This window comes from Vibrio sp. ZF 223 (assembly GCF_003050585.1).
Classification (GTDB): Bacteria; Pseudomonadota; Gammaproteobacteria; order Enterobacterales; family Vibrionaceae; genus Vibrio; species Vibrio crassostreae.
This window is the reverse complement of the sequence record NZ_PIGB01000008.1, coordinates 98,526-114,353: the sequence shown is the minus strand read 5'-3', so window position 1 is coordinate 114,353 and position 15,828 is coordinate 98,526. Positions and strand designations below refer to the sequence as shown.

Annotated in this window: 18 protein-coding genes; 7 read left to right on the top strand and 11 right to left on the bottom strand. The window is 44.8% G+C overall.

Annotated elements, in window-relative coordinates; all coding sequences use genetic code 11:
* Window positions 1-792, bottom strand: a complete 792-nt coding sequence (locus CWO13_RS15925; RefSeq protein ID WP_108083178.1) for a glycosyltransferase family 2 protein — start codon at window positions 790-792, stop codon at window positions 1-3.
* 9 nt (window positions 793-801) lie between these two features.
* Entirely contained in the window at window positions 802-1,833 is a 1,032-nt protein-coding gene (locus CWO13_RS15920; RefSeq protein ID WP_108083252.1) for a UDP-N-acetylglucosamine 2-epimerase, read from the bottom strand.
* A 132-nt stretch (window positions 1,834-1,965) separates the two neighbouring features.
* On the opposite strand from CWO13_RS15920, the gene waaA reads away from it, so the two are divergent.
* A complete protein-coding gene (gene waaA, locus CWO13_RS15915) occupies window positions 1,966-3,228 on the top strand; it encodes a lipid IV(A) 3-deoxy-D-manno-octulosonic acid transferase (protein WP_108083177.1) in 1,263 nt (420 codons plus the stop codon).
* Between the two features lie 16 nt (window positions 3,229-3,244).
* Here the strand turns inward: waaA and CWO13_RS15910 are convergent, their stop codons facing one another.
* Window positions 3,245-3,958, bottom strand: coding sequence for a 3-deoxy-D-manno-octulosonic acid kinase (locus CWO13_RS15910; protein ID WP_108083176.1), 714 nt, complete (start codon window positions 3,956-3,958; stop codon window positions 3,245-3,247).
* A 96-nt stretch (window positions 3,959-4,054) separates the two neighbouring features.
* Here CWO13_RS15910 and CWO13_RS15905 point away from each other — a divergent pair, with 96 nt between their 5' ends.
* The 3 genes from CWO13_RS15905 (at window position 4,055) to CWO13_RS15895 (ending at window position 6,616) form a co-directional block, all read left to right on the top strand.
* Window positions 4,055-5,137 (top strand): glycosyltransferase family 9 protein, encoded by a 1,083-nt coding sequence (locus CWO13_RS15905; RefSeq protein WP_108083175.1) that lies wholly within the window; start codon window positions 4,055-4,057, stop codon window positions 5,135-5,137.
* A gap of 1 nt (window position 5,138) precedes the next feature.
* A complete protein-coding gene (gene coaD, locus CWO13_RS15900; protein ID WP_108083174.1) occupies window positions 5,139-5,621 on the top strand; it encodes a pantetheine-phosphate adenylyltransferase in 483 nt (160 codons plus the stop codon).
* 242 nt (window positions 5,622-5,863) lie between these two features.
* Window positions 5,864-6,616 (top strand): glycosyltransferase family 25 protein, encoded by a 753-nt coding sequence (locus CWO13_RS15895; RefSeq protein WP_108083173.1) that lies wholly within the window; start codon window positions 5,864-5,866, stop codon window positions 6,614-6,616.
* Window positions 6,617-6,693: 77 nt separating this feature from the next.
* On the opposite strand, the gene CWO13_RS15890 is transcribed toward CWO13_RS15895, so the two are convergent.
* The 6 genes from CWO13_RS15890 to radC all read right to left on the bottom strand — a co-directional run bounded on the left by CWO13_RS15890 (window position 6,694) and on the right by radC (window position 10,763).
* Window positions 6,694-7,698 carry an NAD-dependent epimerase gene (locus tag CWO13_RS15890; RefSeq protein WP_108083172.1) on the bottom strand — a complete coding sequence of 335 codons (1,005 nt, stop codon included), beginning with the start codon at window positions 7,696-7,698 and terminating at the stop codon, window positions 6,694-6,696.
* Window positions 7,699-7,789: 91 nt separating this feature from the next.
* Window positions 7,790-8,599, bottom strand: a complete 810-nt coding sequence (mutM, locus tag CWO13_RS15885; protein WP_108020213.1) for a bifunctional DNA-formamidopyrimidine glycosylase/DNA-(apurinic or apyrimidinic site) lyase — start codon at window positions 8,597-8,599, stop codon at window positions 7,790-7,792.
* A gap of 3 nt (window positions 8,600-8,602) precedes the next feature.
* On the bottom strand, window positions 8,603-9,163 hold the full coding sequence (locus CWO13_RS15880) for a hypothetical protein (protein WP_108083171.1): 561 nt from the start codon (window positions 9,161-9,163) through the stop codon (window positions 8,603-8,605).
* Between the two features lie 216 nt (window positions 9,164-9,379).
* On the bottom strand, window positions 9,380-9,547 hold the full coding sequence (gene rpmG, locus CWO13_RS15875; protein WP_002535344.1) for a 50S ribosomal protein L33: 168 nt from the start codon (window positions 9,545-9,547) through the stop codon (window positions 9,380-9,382).
* A 13-nt stretch (window positions 9,548-9,560) separates the two neighbouring features.
* A complete protein-coding gene (rpmB, locus tag CWO13_RS15870; RefSeq protein WP_004728407.1) occupies window positions 9,561-9,797 on the bottom strand; it encodes a 50S ribosomal protein L28 in 237 nt (78 codons plus the stop codon).
* Window positions 9,798-10,088: 291 nt separating this feature from the next.
* Window positions 10,089-10,763 carry a RadC family protein gene (radC, locus tag CWO13_RS15865; RefSeq protein WP_017071069.1) on the bottom strand — a complete coding sequence of 225 codons (675 nt, stop codon included), beginning with the start codon at window positions 10,761-10,763 and terminating at the stop codon, window positions 10,089-10,091.
* Window positions 10,764-10,987: 224 nt separating this feature from the next.
* Between radC and coaBC the strand changes: the two genes are divergently transcribed.
* The 3 genes from coaBC to lpxL all read left to right on the top strand — a co-directional run bounded on the left by coaBC (window position 10,988) and on the right by lpxL (window position 13,979).
* Window positions 10,988-12,229, top strand: a complete 1,242-nt coding sequence (gene coaBC, locus CWO13_RS15860; RefSeq protein ID WP_108083170.1) for a bifunctional phosphopantothenoylcysteine decarboxylase/phosphopantothenate--cysteine ligase CoaBC — start codon at window positions 10,988-10,990, stop codon at window positions 12,227-12,229.
* A gap of 139 nt (window positions 12,230-12,368) precedes the next feature.
* Window positions 12,369-12,959 (top strand): nucleoid occlusion factor SlmA, encoded by a 591-nt coding sequence (gene slmA / locus CWO13_RS15855; protein ID WP_017063086.1) that lies wholly within the window; start codon window positions 12,369-12,371, stop codon window positions 12,957-12,959.
* A gap of 39 nt (window positions 12,960-12,998) precedes the next feature.
* Entirely contained in the window at window positions 12,999-13,979 is a 981-nt protein-coding gene (gene lpxL, locus CWO13_RS15850) for an LpxL/LpxP family Kdo(2)-lipid IV(A) lauroyl/palmitoleoyl acyltransferase (protein ID WP_048663083.1), read from the top strand.
* A gap of 157 nt (window positions 13,980-14,136) precedes the next feature.
* On the opposite strand, the gene pyrE is transcribed toward lpxL, so the two are convergent.
* Together pyrE and rph are read right to left on the bottom strand one after the other, a co-directional pair.
* The gene (gene pyrE / locus CWO13_RS15845; RefSeq protein WP_107899019.1) at window positions 14,137-14,778 is read right to left on the bottom strand and encodes an orotate phosphoribosyltransferase; all 642 of its coding nucleotides are present in this window, start codon (window positions 14,776-14,778) and stop codon (window positions 14,137-14,139) included.
* 106 nt (window positions 14,779-14,884) lie between these two features.
* Complete coding sequence (rph, locus tag CWO13_RS15840) at window positions 14,885-15,601, bottom strand: ribonuclease PH (RefSeq protein ID WP_019826449.1); 717 nt, start codon at window positions 15,599-15,601, stop codon at window positions 14,885-14,887.
* Window positions 15,602-15,828 lie beyond the last annotated feature (227 nt).

Below are 15,828 nucleotides of genomic sequence, written 5' to 3'. Positions count from 1 at the left end.
CTATTTGGCTTGGTCTTTTGAGCTGTCTTCTGAACGGTTTTCAAGAATCCACAAACCGACATATTTATTGAAATTCACTTGGGCGTAGGTCATCGCCATAATGAAACCGACACTGCCATCCATAAAACCACGACGGATAATATACACTAAGAAGAACGTCCATATAGCTCGTAGTAGAGCGAGGAATAAGCCGTGTGACTTCTTGCCTTTACGGTGGTATTTTTGAGATCCAAGCCAAGCATATTGCGCTGCTTTATCTAAGCCGTGACCATAATCACGATGGGTGTAATGAAGAAGAAAACCCTTCAATACTCCTGTAGAGCCTTGCTCAGGAACGACAGTCTCGTGAACTTCATCAAGCGTATAACGAGAACCTTCTCTCTTGAACAATCTTAAGACTGCGCGAGCGCTACGGCCATACTTGAGCGTTGTGCCATAAAGGGTCACTCCCCAAGGCAGTTTATACGCTGTATGTTTGATTTGATCTTGCTTTAATAGTGCAACAAGAGCATCACTCATCTCTTTATCTAGAGCTTCGTCAGCATCAATTGATAGCACCCAATCACATGTCGCTTTATCTAGAGCTCGCTGCTTTTGCTTACCAAAGCCAGGCCAATCAGTGATTGTCACGTTATCTGTATATTTTTGGCATATTTCAACTGTTGCATCTGTTGAGCCACTGTCTAAAACAATCAGTTCATCGGCAATATCAACAACAGATTTAAGGCAAGTTTCAATTCGGTCTTCTTCATTCTTGGTAATAACAATGACAGACAGGGTATGTTTTCTCATTATTCAGCCCTAGAATTTCCAATAGTTTAATGATTTACGGATCTTAAAGTTACGAATCCAATTTTTTGGCTTGTTATCTTGCCAGCCGCTTTCTAGCACATCAGTAATAGCACTCAGAACTCTCGCTGAGGATTGCCCATCTAAATATGGCGTTATTGACGGGCCATAATGAGCGATAGCGTTATCTCTTTCTTCATCAGGTAGCATCGCTTGTTGAATTGCTGATTCTAACTGTTCCGCTTGCGTTATATTAATAAAGCTCGCTTGAGGGTCTCGATTATTTACCGTGACAACAGGCTTATTGAGCAACAAGAATTCCTGAAATATCGATGAGTTGTCACACACCATAACATCAGCACGATGTTGCATTTCAATCACTCGGTCATTATCGAAAAAGAGAAGGTTATCCCCTTCCAGTGCTTGATATTCAGTTCTCGTCTCTTGATTCATTTTCGGATGAAGAGTCACCAACCATTGCCACTGGCTCAGTTGGCTTAGGCGCTTAAGCTCTTCATAAACCAATTCAGCACACGATAAGCTTGGCGAAAAAGTGGAAGCGAATAGAATTTGAGGTCTTTCAAAACGGCTCTCTCTAGCTTGGTAATTAAACAAGCTATCTAGCTTCAACCATCCGGTCTCTTTTACTTGAAAATAGCCGCGCTGTTTAGCTAGTGGTTCCAATGAACTCGTTCTTTCATGGCCTTCTGTGCAATACAAATCAAATAGACCACGCTCAGGATATAAGTTCCCTCGTTTACTCTCATTCAAACCGTGAAACACTTGCACCTTCAACCCTGGAATAAAAGCAGGAACGCGATCTCCGGGTACTAAGACAGCAGAAGGATTATAGGCAACAGCCTCCGCCAAAGACACACGCTGCTCTTGCTCTAATAAAAGATGTTCAGAAGCATCCTCACCTACGAGCAACCACTTTACGTCATGGCCAAGTTGCTTCGCGTAGTTATAAAATGGACGAAGAATAGCAAATGAGTAGTTTTGCTCGACATAGAGCAAGAAACGATAGGATTGATCGGTTTGCATAAGCGATGAGATAGAGTTCACCATTTCCGTTTGAAAGTGTAACTAAGCATTTAATTATAACGCTCTTTACTTTCGAGATTGAAGAAAATACTCTTCTCAATACTGATTTTATCCTCTGGTGTCACTGTTCTTATGCTTATACGACTTATATACACTCTTGTATTGTCATTAGCCTCTCCACTGCTCCTCTATGGGCTTTATAAGAGCAAACCCGGAAAACCAAACTTCGGTAAGCGCTGGAAAGAACATTTCGGTATCACACCAAAAACGAATAATAAAAATCCTATCTGGATTCATGCCGTGTCGGTTGGTGAATCTATTGCTGCAATGCCTGTCATTAAGCAATTGAAGCTGCGAGATCCAAATCAAGCCATCATTGTTACCACAACGACCAGCACAGGTGCTGAGCAAATAAACAAGCTCGGTGATTTAGTCGAGCATCGCTACATGCCGATTGATTTTTCTTGGTGTGTAAGAGGCTTCCTTAAATCAGTAAAACCAAAACAAATGTTGATTATGGAAACAGAACTTTGGCCAAACACGTTGCATTGCGTCGCGAAAGCTGGGATTCCTATTTCAGTACTCAACGCTCGCCTATCTGAACGCTCGTGCCAGCGCTACGCCAAATTCCAACCTGTATTTAACCTTCTAGCAAATAAACTATCTCAGGTACTCTGCCAATACCCTAGTGATGCGGAACGTTTTGTTAGGCTGGGGCTAGATAAGTCATCTGTACATGTGACGGGGTCAATCAAGTTTGATATTGAAGTCTCTACTGAACAAGTAGAAAAAGGCAAAGTTTTTAGGGAGCAAGTCGGCTTTGATCGTGATGTCTGGATTGCTGCTAGTACCCACCAAGGTGAAGACGATGTTGTTTTAGATGCTCATAGGCAAATTCTAAAAGACAACCCTCGTGCGCTACTGATGATCGTGCCTCGCCACCCTGAGCGATTTAACCAAGTGTCTGAGCTAGCTCAAGAGCACGCCTTTAACACTATCACTCGAACGAGTCAGCAGCCAATAACGTCTGATATTGAAGTCTATATAGCTGATACGATGGGAGAAATGTTGGTACTACTCGGTGGCGCCGATGTGTGCTTTATGGGAGGAAGCCTTGTGGGCGATAAGGTAGGTGGCCACAATCTTCTAGAGCCGGCGGCACTACAATTACCTTTACTGAATGGCCCTAGCTACTTTAATTTTAGCGAGATCACCGACAAACTGCTTGAAGCTCAAGCTGTCACTATTTGTCAAAACAGCAGCGACATTGCAAGCCAACTCAGAGAGCTGTTCACACAACCTAAATTACGTAAAGATAAAGGCTTAGCGGCTTATCAAGTGATTGAGAAAAACCGAGGGGCATTGGATAACACCTTACAACACATTATTGGCTAACAACCATTTGATTTAATTAGCCTTGGTAGCCTTTTAACAACGGCTCCCAATCCGACACCTGCCACTGAATCTGGCGCTTGTGCACTTCCTTTAAAAACGAGCGCTTTAAGCGATTCAAGTTACCTTCCTTCCAGCCATCACCCGCCTGCTGGCCACACTTATCAAAGTCAATGATCCACACCCTTTGCGAGTCATCAAGCAGGATATTATGGATGTTGAGATCAGTGTGATTAACGCCAGCATCGTGCATTTTGCGGATCTCTTGGCCAATTCGACGATAAACATCCGCATCTATCGGGCCATTGACCAATACATCAACCAGGTCCTTGGCTTTGGGAATTCGTTCAGACATTAAGTCGGCTCGATAAAGTAGTCCGCTTTTAATTGCTCTAGCAGCAATAGGCCTAGGGACATTCACACCTGCGTTTGCCAATACTTTGAGAACATTAAGCTCCATCGCACAGCGCGTACTTTCCCAATCCGAGAAACGATATTGGTCTTCAACGAGTTTGCCAAATAACCCACCACGACGATAGTGACGCAACGCGGCTTGCATTCCATCAAGTTGAATAAACCAGGTGGTACCACGCCCCTGCGCACTCCCTGAAATAGCCTCACGTTGCTGCCAGTATTGTGCCTCAAAGATCTGAACCATCTCATCCTCCGGCACTTGCGCCAGAAGTTCAGGGTCATACCAAATTGTTTGGTTCTTGGTGCTAATCGTTTCCATCTATGAGGCCTTTGGGTCGCTTTTCGTCATTGCTATTTTACAACTAATGCGAGTATCTGCATAATTCTGATGTTATTCACTTTTTTCGGGCACTTTATGTCACTGTTCTCAACTGCACCTCAATCTCTTTGCATACTTCGCCTCTCCGCGATTGGCGATGTTTGTCATGCTATTTCTGTGGTTCAAGCCATACAGAAGCAGTGGCCTGAAACGAAAATCACTTGGATAACCGGGAAAATAGAAGCCATGCTGATCGGCGACCTGCCTGGTATTGAGGTGATTGTTTTCGATAAGAAACAAGGCTTCAAAGGGATGCGTGAATTATGGCTTCAGCTATCTGACCGTAAATTTGATGCACTTCTGCATATGCAAGCCGCACTCAGAGCTAGTGTGCTATCTTGGGGGATAAAGGCAAAGTGCAAAGTAGGATTTGGCAAAGATCGCACTCGTGAAATGCAGTCACTCTTTACTAATCGCCATCTACCTATTTCAGATAAGTTTCATGTTTTGGATAACTTTGCCGAATTTGCTCGCTACATTGGTGTCCCCTTCGATAAGCCTCAATGGGATATTCCTTTAACACCGGAAGACGAACAGCTGGCCATCGACACCATGACAGAGAAACCAACCTTGGTTATCTCCCCTGCCGCAAGCAAGGATTCGCGTAACTGGTTGACTAATCGATATGCAGCTATTGCCGATTACGCTACAGAAAAAGGCATGCAAGTGGTACTTTGTGGCTCTCCTGCTCCACGAGAAGTAAACCTTGGTAAGGACATCGAAGCGCTATGCCAATCTCCTGTCATCAATTTAATAGGCAAAACCAACTTAAAGCAGCTCACCGCCGTACTCAAGCATGCAGCGGTGGTATTGGCACCTGATACTGGTCCAGCCCACTTGGCAACGACACAATCAACCCCGGTAATTGGCTTGTACGCACATAGCGATCCTCGTAGAACTGGCCCTTACAACGATCTGGATATCGTGGTCAGCGTGTATCAACAGCACGTAGAGGCGCAACAAGGGAAACCGGTTCAAGACCTTCCGTGGGGAACTCGAGCAAAAGGCGATGATTTAATGAAGGACATCACCGTCGATATGGTAAAGCAAAAACTCGACAAAGCCTTAAACTCTATTAAAACACCGAACCCGACCACTACATTAAGCAAGGACAGCTAATATGAGCACACACGTTATCTACCCTGGTACTTTTGATCCGGTAACCAATGGTCACCTCGATATCATCGTCCGTGCAGCGAGCATGTTTGATCATATCACTGTAGGAGTAGCCGCGAGCCCAAGCAAAAAAACCATGTTTAAGTTAGATGAACGAGTAGAGCTGTTGCGTGATGCAGTGTCTCACCTACCTAACGTATCCGTGGAGGGTTTTTCTGGGTTACTGGTCGATTTTGCGAAGCAACAGAAAGCGAACGTATTGGTACGCGGCCTAAGAACAACCATGGATTTTGAATACGAGTTCGGTCTCACTAGCATGTATCGCAAACTCCTACCCGGACTCGAAAGCGTATTCCTAACCCCTTCAGAAGAGTATGCTTTCCTCTCTTCAACGATTGTTCGTGAAGTCGCGATTCACGGCGGGGATATTAGTCAGTTTGTACCACAAAAAGTGGCAGCTGAAATCAAAATAAAAACAGCTAAGTAATATTCTCTTCAAAACAAAAATAGCGCTCAGTGAGCGCTATTTTTTTGTTAATACCTATAACTTAGTCCCTCCTAGCACAGTCGCTCTGACACTACAGAGCCTATAACAGTCAATCAGCCGTACTGCCTCAACATTCTTGAAGCCCGTCACAACCATAATCGCTAAATAAGTGAACCGTCATTACAAAAAGCGAGGCGAGTGATAACATAGTTCACTATAAATAAACACATCAATATAGCTCTATGAAATCATACTGTATTACCTTAAAAGCGAATCATTGTAGACAAAGATCAACAGCCGACGCCCTCAAGGATGTTCAGGTTGATTTTGAGTTTTTTATTGGAGTGGATGCACGAACCGATGAACACCCTCTACTAGCAAGAATTCACGATAGAGCTTTTTTACATAATATGGGTAGGCCGCATGCAATTGGAGAAGTTGGATGTTATGCAAGCCATTACCTTATTTGGAAAAAATGTATAGAGCTCAATGAGCCAATTTTAGTCTTCGAAGATCATGCCGAGATTGATACCGACACTTTTCGTAATACTCTGACTATCGCCGAGCAGCATATTAATCAGTGTGGTTTTATTCGCTTACAAGACAGTAAGAACAAACTACATTACTCCGTTGATAGGCACGATACCCAACATCTTGTAAAGTATTTGAAAGTTCCTCAAGGAACCGCCTGTTACGCGATATCTCCCAAAGCTGCACAAGCTTTCATCGAACAAAGTTCAACGTTCAATTATCCTGTCGATGTCTTCCTACGGAATACTTGGGTTCACAAGCACCCCATGTTTGGTGTTTCTTCTGCGGGATTACAACGTAGTAAACAGCAGTCAATTATTGGTAGTCGTAAACATAAAGGCAGAAAAGACTATTCTGTCGCCTTTATGAAGATTGTGAACAAAATAAAGAGTATGACGCTCAACCTATCAACAAACCTTTACCACTTTGCTATCCTAGATAAAGAGTTCAGACCAAAATTCTAGATGCTCAGCATTAACGATCTTCAAAAAACAAAAATAGCGCTCAGTAAGCGCTATTTTTAATTCAAAACCATCAATTACTACAGCGAGTAATAGGCTTTATACCAATCCGCGAAAGCTTTTGCTCCTTCTTTGATCTTCACTTGAGGCTTGTAGCCCACCGCTTCAAACAAGTCTTCCGTATCAGCATAAGTTGCGTACACATCACCAGGTTGCATTGGCATGAAGTTCTTTTTCGCTTCAACACCAAGAGCGCCTTCTAATGCTTCGATGTAGTCCATTAACTTAACCGGGCTACCATGACCAATATTAAACACACGGTATGGTGCTGAACTGGTTGCTGGTGAGCCTTGCTCAACCGTCCAATCTGGCTGTTTTTCTGGAATGCGGTCTTGCACACGAATAATACCTTCAACGATATCATCGATATAAGTGAAGTCACGCATCATGTCGCCGTTGTTATAAATATCGATCTCTTTACCCGCTACGATTAAATTCGCAAACTTGAACATCGCCATGTCTGGGCGACTCCAAGGGCCGTAAACCGTAAAGAAACGTAGACCTGTTGTCGGTACATCGTATAAATGAGAATAGGTATGCGCCATTAGCTCATTCGACTTCTTGGTCGCAGCATACAACGAGATAGGGTGATCAACACTGTCTGCCGTGTGGAATGGCATTTTCTGGTTCAAGCCATAAACTGAGCTTGATGAAGCGTAAACTAGGTGTTCAACCTTGTTATGACGGCAGCCTTCCAAAATAGCTAGGTGACCAACCAGATTGCTATCGGCATACGCCATCGGGTTATCAATTGAGTAACGAACGCCCGCTTGTGCCGCTAAATGAATAACACGGTCAAACTTTTGTTCAGCAAACAGTGTTGCCATGCCTTCTCTATCAGCAAGATCTAGCTCGATGAAGGTCAGGTTTTCATGCTCAATGCGCTTTAGGCGATCATGTTTCAAAGAGACTTCATAGTAGTCATTCAAGTTATCAATGCCGACAACCTTATGTCCAGCCGCACATAGTCGCTCTGAAACTGCAGAGCCAATAAACCCGGCAACGCCAGTTACTAAATATTTCATTCTACTATTCTCAATTCATATCATTAGTGTAATTGTAGCTATTAGCCTGCCTATCTACTAGCGTAAAAAAGTGAACACGAGTTCAGTTTTTTTATACTTGGCACTCTTCGCAATAAAACGTGTTCCTCTGCCCTATTTTTAACTCTTGAATAAGAGCTTCACAAGTAGGGCACTTTTCGCCTGCTTTGCCATACACTTGTAGCTCTTGAGCGAAATATCCCGGCTTGCCATCTGCTTGAGCGAAATCTTTAAGCGTAGTACCGCCTTGTTTGATGGCGGTAGCGAGTACTTGTTTGATCTCTTGGGTCAACAAGACCCACTCTTCTTTTGTCACTTTACTTGCTGGGCGCAAAGGGCTAATACGTGAAGAAAATAGTGCTTCATTGGCGTAGATGTTCCCTACCCCGACCACCACTTTGTTGTCCATGATGAACTGCTTGACGGCGACTTTACGTTTCTCTGCCTTCTCGGCTATGTAATCGGCGTTGAAGTCGTCAGTGAGCGGCTCAGGACCAGATCCCAGTAACACAGGATGAATCTCATCAGGCGCCGACCATAACCATGCTCCAAAGCGGCGCGGATCGTTATAGCGCAGTACTTTGCCGTTGGTGAGCTTAAGATCCACGTGATCATGTTTTGCTGGCGGGAAATCGGCATCTAACACGCGCAGTGAGCCCGACATACCAAGGTGAACAATGGCAGTGCCAGTATCCGTTTCAATTAATAAATATTTAGCACGACGCGAGATAGAGCGAATCACCTGCCCTTCTAATGCTTTGAGCTCTTGTGGGATATCCCAACGCAGCTTAGGCGTGCGAAAGGTAAGGGTTTTAATGGTCTCGCCAACTAAATGAGGCGAGATCCCCATGCGGCTTACTTCGACTTCGGGTAATTCAGGCATAATCTAGTCGTCCGATTTAGGTGGTTTGTCTGATATAGATAGCTTGTCTGATTTAAATGAAGGTTTCGAGCTAAAACTTGGAAACAGGTAGCTCTCTTCAATAGACACCGCCAACCACTGATCATTCCAGTTTTTTAACAACCAGAACTCAGGCAATTGATAATAGGTAATACGCTGGGGCTCTTCTTGGTCTTGATACCATACTTCGATGGTGTGCGGTGTCTTTAACCGAGGCGTAAGATCTGTGTAGGTCTGTGAGTCGACTTCCGTGCCCACAAGCTCTTTCCAACGTTGTGACAGCTCTTGTGCATTGGTGGCTTGAGGGAAGTCCGTACCTTGGAACTGGTAAACCCATTGATTGTCTTGTTGAATGACAGACCACTTAGCAAAGTGCAACGCTTGAAGCTCTGCTTTTGGATTCAGGAGATAAGGATAAGGGCTATCAACCTGCGGTTCAGGCTCGATAAGGTACGCTTTGATCAATGTTGGAAGGTTTAACACGCCAATAAAAGCGATCACACTGAACATGAGTATGTTGTTCCACCGGCGTCCACGATATCTCATCTGATTCTGCTCATCTAACCTATTGAGTAATCAGTATATCGTGAAAGTGGCAATATTTTCTATGTTGCGCGGTTTTCTATCTATCAGACGCTATATCAAGCGCTACATCAAACAAGAGCAATTGAGTTACTCAAATTTTAGATATAAAAAAACCCAGCGATTAAACTGGGTTTTTCAATTCTTTCTTCTACTGAAGAAGAGCAAAAAAAGCATCAATTACTTGATTTTAGCTTCTTTGTACATAACGTGTTGGCGAACTACTGGATCAAACTTTTTGATCTCAAATTTGCCTGGCATGTTACGCTTGTTCTTATCAGTTGTGTAGAAGTGACCAGTACCTGCAGAAGATACTAGACGAATTTTCTCACGAATGCCTTTAGCCATTGCTTAATTCCTCTTAAACGTTTTCGCCACGTGCACGGATATCAACAAGAACAGCATCGATGCCTTTCTTATCAATGATACGCATGCCTTTAGCAGTTAGACGTAGTTTAACAAAACGTTTTTCGCTCTCTACCCAGAAACGATGAGTTTGTAGGTTCGGCAGAAAACGGCGCTTAGTAGCATTGCGTGCGTGTGAACGGTTGTTACCCGTTACTGGACGCTTACCAGTTACTTGGCATACTCGGGACATGAATGTCTTCTCCAATCGTTTCAGCTCGATATCAACCTTGGTGGCCGAACCTCTCTATCAATTAAAATAGAAGGTAAAAACCGTTATGGAAAATCCATACAAGGCTATCAAAGGTCGCGCATTATACTAACTTGACACGCATTGCTCAAGACCCGAACAGATCCTTTTTACGGATTTCGTGATCTTTTTTTGTGCAGCGCAGCTTGCTTGAGTAATCAGAGCTGATTTTAGGTCTAAAAATGTGGGCGGAATAATAGCAGATTTAACGCAACTAACAACCTAAAATGTGATTCAAATCCATCCACGCTCTGCAAAAGAGACAACTTCGCCATCTCCAACGACAAAATGGTCGAGAACTCGGATGTCCACCAGCGCTAATGCATCGGTTAATCGGCGTGTAATCCGCCTATCCGCTTGGCTGGGTTCAGCAACACCCGAAGGATGGTTATGAGCCAAGATTAATGCCGCCGCATTGTGATGAAGTGCCCGTTTAACCACTTCACGCGGGTAAACCGATGCGGCATCGATGGTTCCTTCAAACATCACCTCGTCCTTTATTACCCTATTTTGGTTATCGAGGAACAATATATAGAAGGCTTCTCGCTGGCGATCACGCAACATGCTCGAAAGATAAAGCTTAGTATGACTTGGGCTAGTGAGTGCATCCCCACGAGATAAAGTCTCTGCTAGATAACGCTGCGTCATCTCTAATACAGCTTGTAGCTGAACATACTTGGCCTGTCCCATCCCTTTATGAGCACAAAATTCTTCCTGCGTTGCTGAAAAGAGATGGCGGAGCGAACCAAAGTCTTTGATCAACTTGTCTGCGAGCTCCAACACGTTCATTCCTTGTGTCCCTGTTCGCAGAAATATCGCGAGCAGTTCCGCATCACTCAAAGAATCAGGCCCTCTATTTAATAGCTTTTCTCTCGGCATCGATTCGGCAGGTATTTTATCTATTGGCATATAAAAGCTAATCACTGGTCATGAACACGACCCACCACTGTAATGAGATCGTAATCAGAGATCCTTCGATAGAGATAAAAGGAAACGACTCACTAGCAAAACTGTGTAATTGATAAGTTTGATAACACCAACTTGATGAGCGTCAACTCTGTTCGAGTTCTGCTTCTAGGCACTCATCCTTTGTTCTGATATCGTAAGTCGCAGAAAACTTAAGGAACAGAATCATGCAAACACAGGTTAATCCACTGAGTAACGCTGACCTACAAGGCCTAGCAGGGAAAAAAATTCTTCTTGGTATTAGTGGTGGTATCGCTGCTTACAAATGTGCCGAGCTGACTCGACGTTTGGTTGAGCGTGGAGCACAAGTACAAGTCGTGATGACAAATGCAGCCAAGGAGTTCATTACTCCTCTCACCATGCAAGCCGTCTCTGGCAGGCCAGTGTCTGATAGTTTGCTTGATCCTGCTGCTGAGGCTTCCATGGGCCACATTGAGCTCGCAAAGTGGGCTGACTTGGTATTACTAGCGCCAGCAACCGCAGACCTTATTGCTCGTATGACAGCTGGCATGGGTAACGACTTGCTAACCACTTTGGTTTTAGCAACCGATGCGCCAGTTGCGGTATCTCCAGCAATGAACCAACAGATGTACAGCCACCCTGCGACTCAAGAGAACATCACGACCCTAAAACGTCGTGGCTGTGAGATTTGGGGGCCGGCGGCTGGCGAACAAGCGTGTGGTGATGTCGGTATGGGGCGTATGCTCGAGCCAATGCAGCTTGTGCACCGTTGTGAAGACTTCTTCCAACCTAAGCCGCTTACTGGCCGTTCTGTGCTTATTACTGCAGGACCGACTCGTGAAGCCATTGACCCTGTGCGTTACATTACCAACCACAGCTCGGGCAAGATGGGCTATGCTCTGGCTGAAGCGGCAGCGAAACAAGGTGCAACAGTGACTCTAGTCAGTGGTCCTGTGTCTCTTGCTACACCAAACAAAGTTAATCGTATTGATGTCGACAGCGCTCAGCAGATGTTTGATGCCGTGAGTGCCAATGCAGCTCAGCACGATATTTTCATCAGCTGCGCCGCGGTTGCAGATTATCGCCCTGAGACCATCGCAGACCAAAAGCTTAAAAAGGTCGACGGTAAAGACGACATGACCATTCAAATGGTTAAGAACCCTGACATCGTCGCTTCTGTCGCTGCAATGACTGAAGGTCGCCCATTTACTGTCGGCTTCGCAGCTGAAACTCAAGATGTTGAGAAGTACGCGCGCGGCAAACTGGAAAGAAAGAACCTCGACATGATTTGCGCCAACGACGTTTCTGTCGAAGGTCAAGGCTTCAATAGCACTAGCAATGAGCTGCATCTTTATTGGAAAGGCGGCGATAAGTCTCTGCCACTGGAAAGCAAAGACACACTTGGTTTCCAGATCCTCGATCAGATCCAACAGCTTATTGATGCATAAACGCACAAATTTGCTCTGACAATCTGCTGACACCTCTCGATTCTGTTGACCTAGGGCTCACAAAACTAGGAAACAGAATTGATTGGTGTTTATAATCCTTCTTCACTCAATCCTCATCTTTAGGAAAGGAAGTAAATAGATGGCTGGTGCTCGAAAATCAAACCGTCGTGAAGAAATCCTACAAGCTCTCGCACAAATGTTGGAATCGACCGAAGGTGCTTCTCGTATCACAACGGTAAAGTTGGCCAAGCAAGTGGGTGTTTCTGAGGCTGCGTTATACCGCCACTTCCCTAGCAAAGCTCGTATGTTTGAAGGCCTAATCGAGTTCATTGAAGAAGCGTTGATGTCTCGAATCAACCGTATTCTGGATGAAGAGAAAGACACGCTAGAGCGCATACGCCTAGTGCTACAACTTATCTTAGTTTTCTCAGAACGTAACCCTGGCCTGACTCGAATCTTGTCTGGTCATGCTCTAATGTTTGAAAATGAACGCCTGCGTGATCGCATCAACCAACTTTTCGAACGCATTGAGACGCAACTTCGCCAAATCCTGCGTGAAAGAAAACTTCGTGAAGGGAAATCATTCCCGGTTGATGAGAAAATCTTAGCTGCTCAGCTGCTCGGTCAAGTTGAAGGCAGCTTGAATCGCTTTGTTCGTTCAGACTTCAAATATCAACCGACAGAAAATTTTGATGCTTATTGGGCTCTATTAAGCGCTCAGATTAAGTAGCAATCAAATTAAGTAGCAATCAAATCTTAAGTGATGGTTATGACGACGAAAACTTCTCCGACAAGCAGCACTGCACAACACGTTATTACTAAGCCACCTTTTACTCTGGCGTTACTCCACCCTAAATACTGGGGAGTATGGTTCGGTTTTGGGTTATTGGCGCTTATCGTTAACGTTCTCCCTTACCGCCTCTTACTGCTGTTAGGCCGATCATTAGGCTCTTTGGGCGCTCGCTATGGCAAAAAGCGCGTAGCAGTCGCAACACGTAACTTGGAGCTCGCCTTCCCAGACAAGCCAGCAGATGAAGTCGCGGCAATGGTCAGTGAGAACTTCAAGAACACCGGTATGGCACTGATCGAAACGGGCATTACCTGGTTTTGGCCGACGTGGCGTTTCAAGCGAATCCTAGTAGATAAAGACACTCAAATGCTGCGTACACATAAAGCCAACGGCAAAGGTGTTCTGCTGTGTTGTGTGCATGCCTTGAACCTAGAGATCACTGCGCGAGCAATGGCTGTTCTCGGTATTTCAGGTTTAGGTGTTTATCGCCCGCACAACAATCCGGCTTATGAATTCATTCAATACCGTGGTCGTACTCAAAACGGCAACCGCCTGATTCACCGTAAAGACGTGAAGCGTATGATTCGAATCCTGCGTCAGGGTGAGATCCTTTTCTACCTGCCAGATCATGATTACGGTCGTAACAAGTCTGTGTTTGTGCCTTTCTTCGCGGTAGAAGATGCATGTACCACCACAGGCACCAGCATTCTGGCTTACACCAGCCGATGCGCACTTGTTCCGGGGTCAGGTTTTAGAAATGCCGACGGCAAGTATGAAATCATGGCCGACGAGTCAATTGAAGATAACTATCCACAAAAAGATGAGAAAGCCGCCGCTGCCTACATGAACAGCTATCTTGAGAAGATTATCTTAAGAGCACCAGAACAGTGGATGTGGCTACACAAACGCTTCAAGACCATGGAAGATCCAGAAGCTGAACGCGGCATTCGTTATAAATAGAGTAGCCGCTACAAATAGAGCGACTATTTCTTAGATAAAAAAACAGCTCACTTCAATAGAAAAGTAAAAGGCCCGAAAGATATTTATCTCTCGGGCCTTTTTGATTTTTCGATTCTAAACTTAGAACGCTAAACCGTTAGGTTCGACGCTTCAAGAATTAGATTCCGTATTGAGTACGGTACGCTTTTACTGACTCTAGGTGTGCTGCGTCTGTGCCTTTTTCTTCAAGGAAAGTCACCAAGTCAGTCAGGCTAACGATTGAGATAATTGCACAACCGAAGTCACGCTCTACTTCTTGAATCGCAGACAACTCGCCTTTGCCCTTCTCTTGGCGGTCGATAGCAACAAGCACACCCGCTAGATCAGCGCCGTTTGCTTGGATGATTTCCATCGACTCACGAATCGCAGTACCGGCAGTGATCACATCGTCCACCAGCATGATGCGGCCTTCAAGTGCGCTACCTACAAGGTTGCCACCTTCACCGTGGTTTTTCGCTTCTTTACGGTTAAAGCAGTAAGGCGTGTCTACATCGTGGTGATCCGCCAGTGCAACTGCTGTCGTGGTCGCGATTGGGATACCTTTGTATGCAGGGCCAAACAGTACATCGAACTCAATACCAGAATCAGCCAATGCCGCTGCGTAGAAGCGACCTAAGCGTGCTAGGTCACGACCTGTATTAAACAATCCAGCATTGAAGAAGTAAGGGCTCTTACGGCCAGACTTTAAAGTAAACTCACCAAACTTAAGTACTTCTTTCTCTAGTGCAAATTCAATAAATTCACGTTGATATGCTTTCATGTTTTTCCTCTACGTTTATTCAATAAAACTTAACTTACGCTCTGCACTACTCTTTCGAGTTTTACAGACAAAAAAATAGCTCCTTATGAAAGGAGCTATCTAAAAACTATTCTGCTAACGCCGACTTCTGCGCTTCAACAATGTCAGCAATGCCCTTATTCGCCAGGGCTAAAAGCTGCATCAGCTCTTCATGGCTGAACGGTTCGCCTTCTGCGGTGCCTTGAATCTCAATCATCTTACCGTCTTCTGTCATTACAACGTTCATGTCGGTATCTGCTGCTGAGTCTTCAACGTACTCAAGGTCACACAGTGCTTGTGCACCAACGATGCCCACTGAAACTGCCGCTACGTGGCCTTTCATTGGGTTCTTTTTCAGTTTGCCGCTTGCTAGTAGGCTGTTGATAGCGTCAGCCATTGCTACGCTTGCACCTGAGATAGAAGCAGTACGTGTACCGCCGTCTGCTTGGATAACATCACAATCGACAGTGATCATGATTTCACCCATTACTTTCAGGTCAACAACAGCACGTAGGCTACGCGCGATCAGACGTTGGATTTCCATCGTACGACCACCTTGCTTACCGCTCGCCGCTTCACGACGGTTACGAGTGTGCGTTGCACGTGGCAGCATGCCGTATTCAGCGGTTACCCAACCCTTACCTTGGCCTTTTAACCAACGCGGTACGTTTTCTTCTACCGTCGCATTACATAGAACTTTAGTGTTGCCGAACTCAACTAATACAGAACCCTCAGCATAAGCTGTGTAGTTACGAGTAATTTTAATTGGACGAATTTGATCTACAGCGCGGTCATTTGGACGCATTGGTATCTACCTTATTAACAGTCTGAAGTGATTTACTATCGAAAGAGTGCATCACCTAAGAAAGGGGTGAGACAGTTTTGATTGGGGCGAGATTATATAGCAGTTTATCTTTCAAATCTATTTACCGTTCAAAGCTATTTACCGTAACCGGCTATTTATAGTCACAAGAGACAAGCTTCGGGAGCACACCATATCGTGATACTATGCGTGCGCGTTATTTTCAGAAT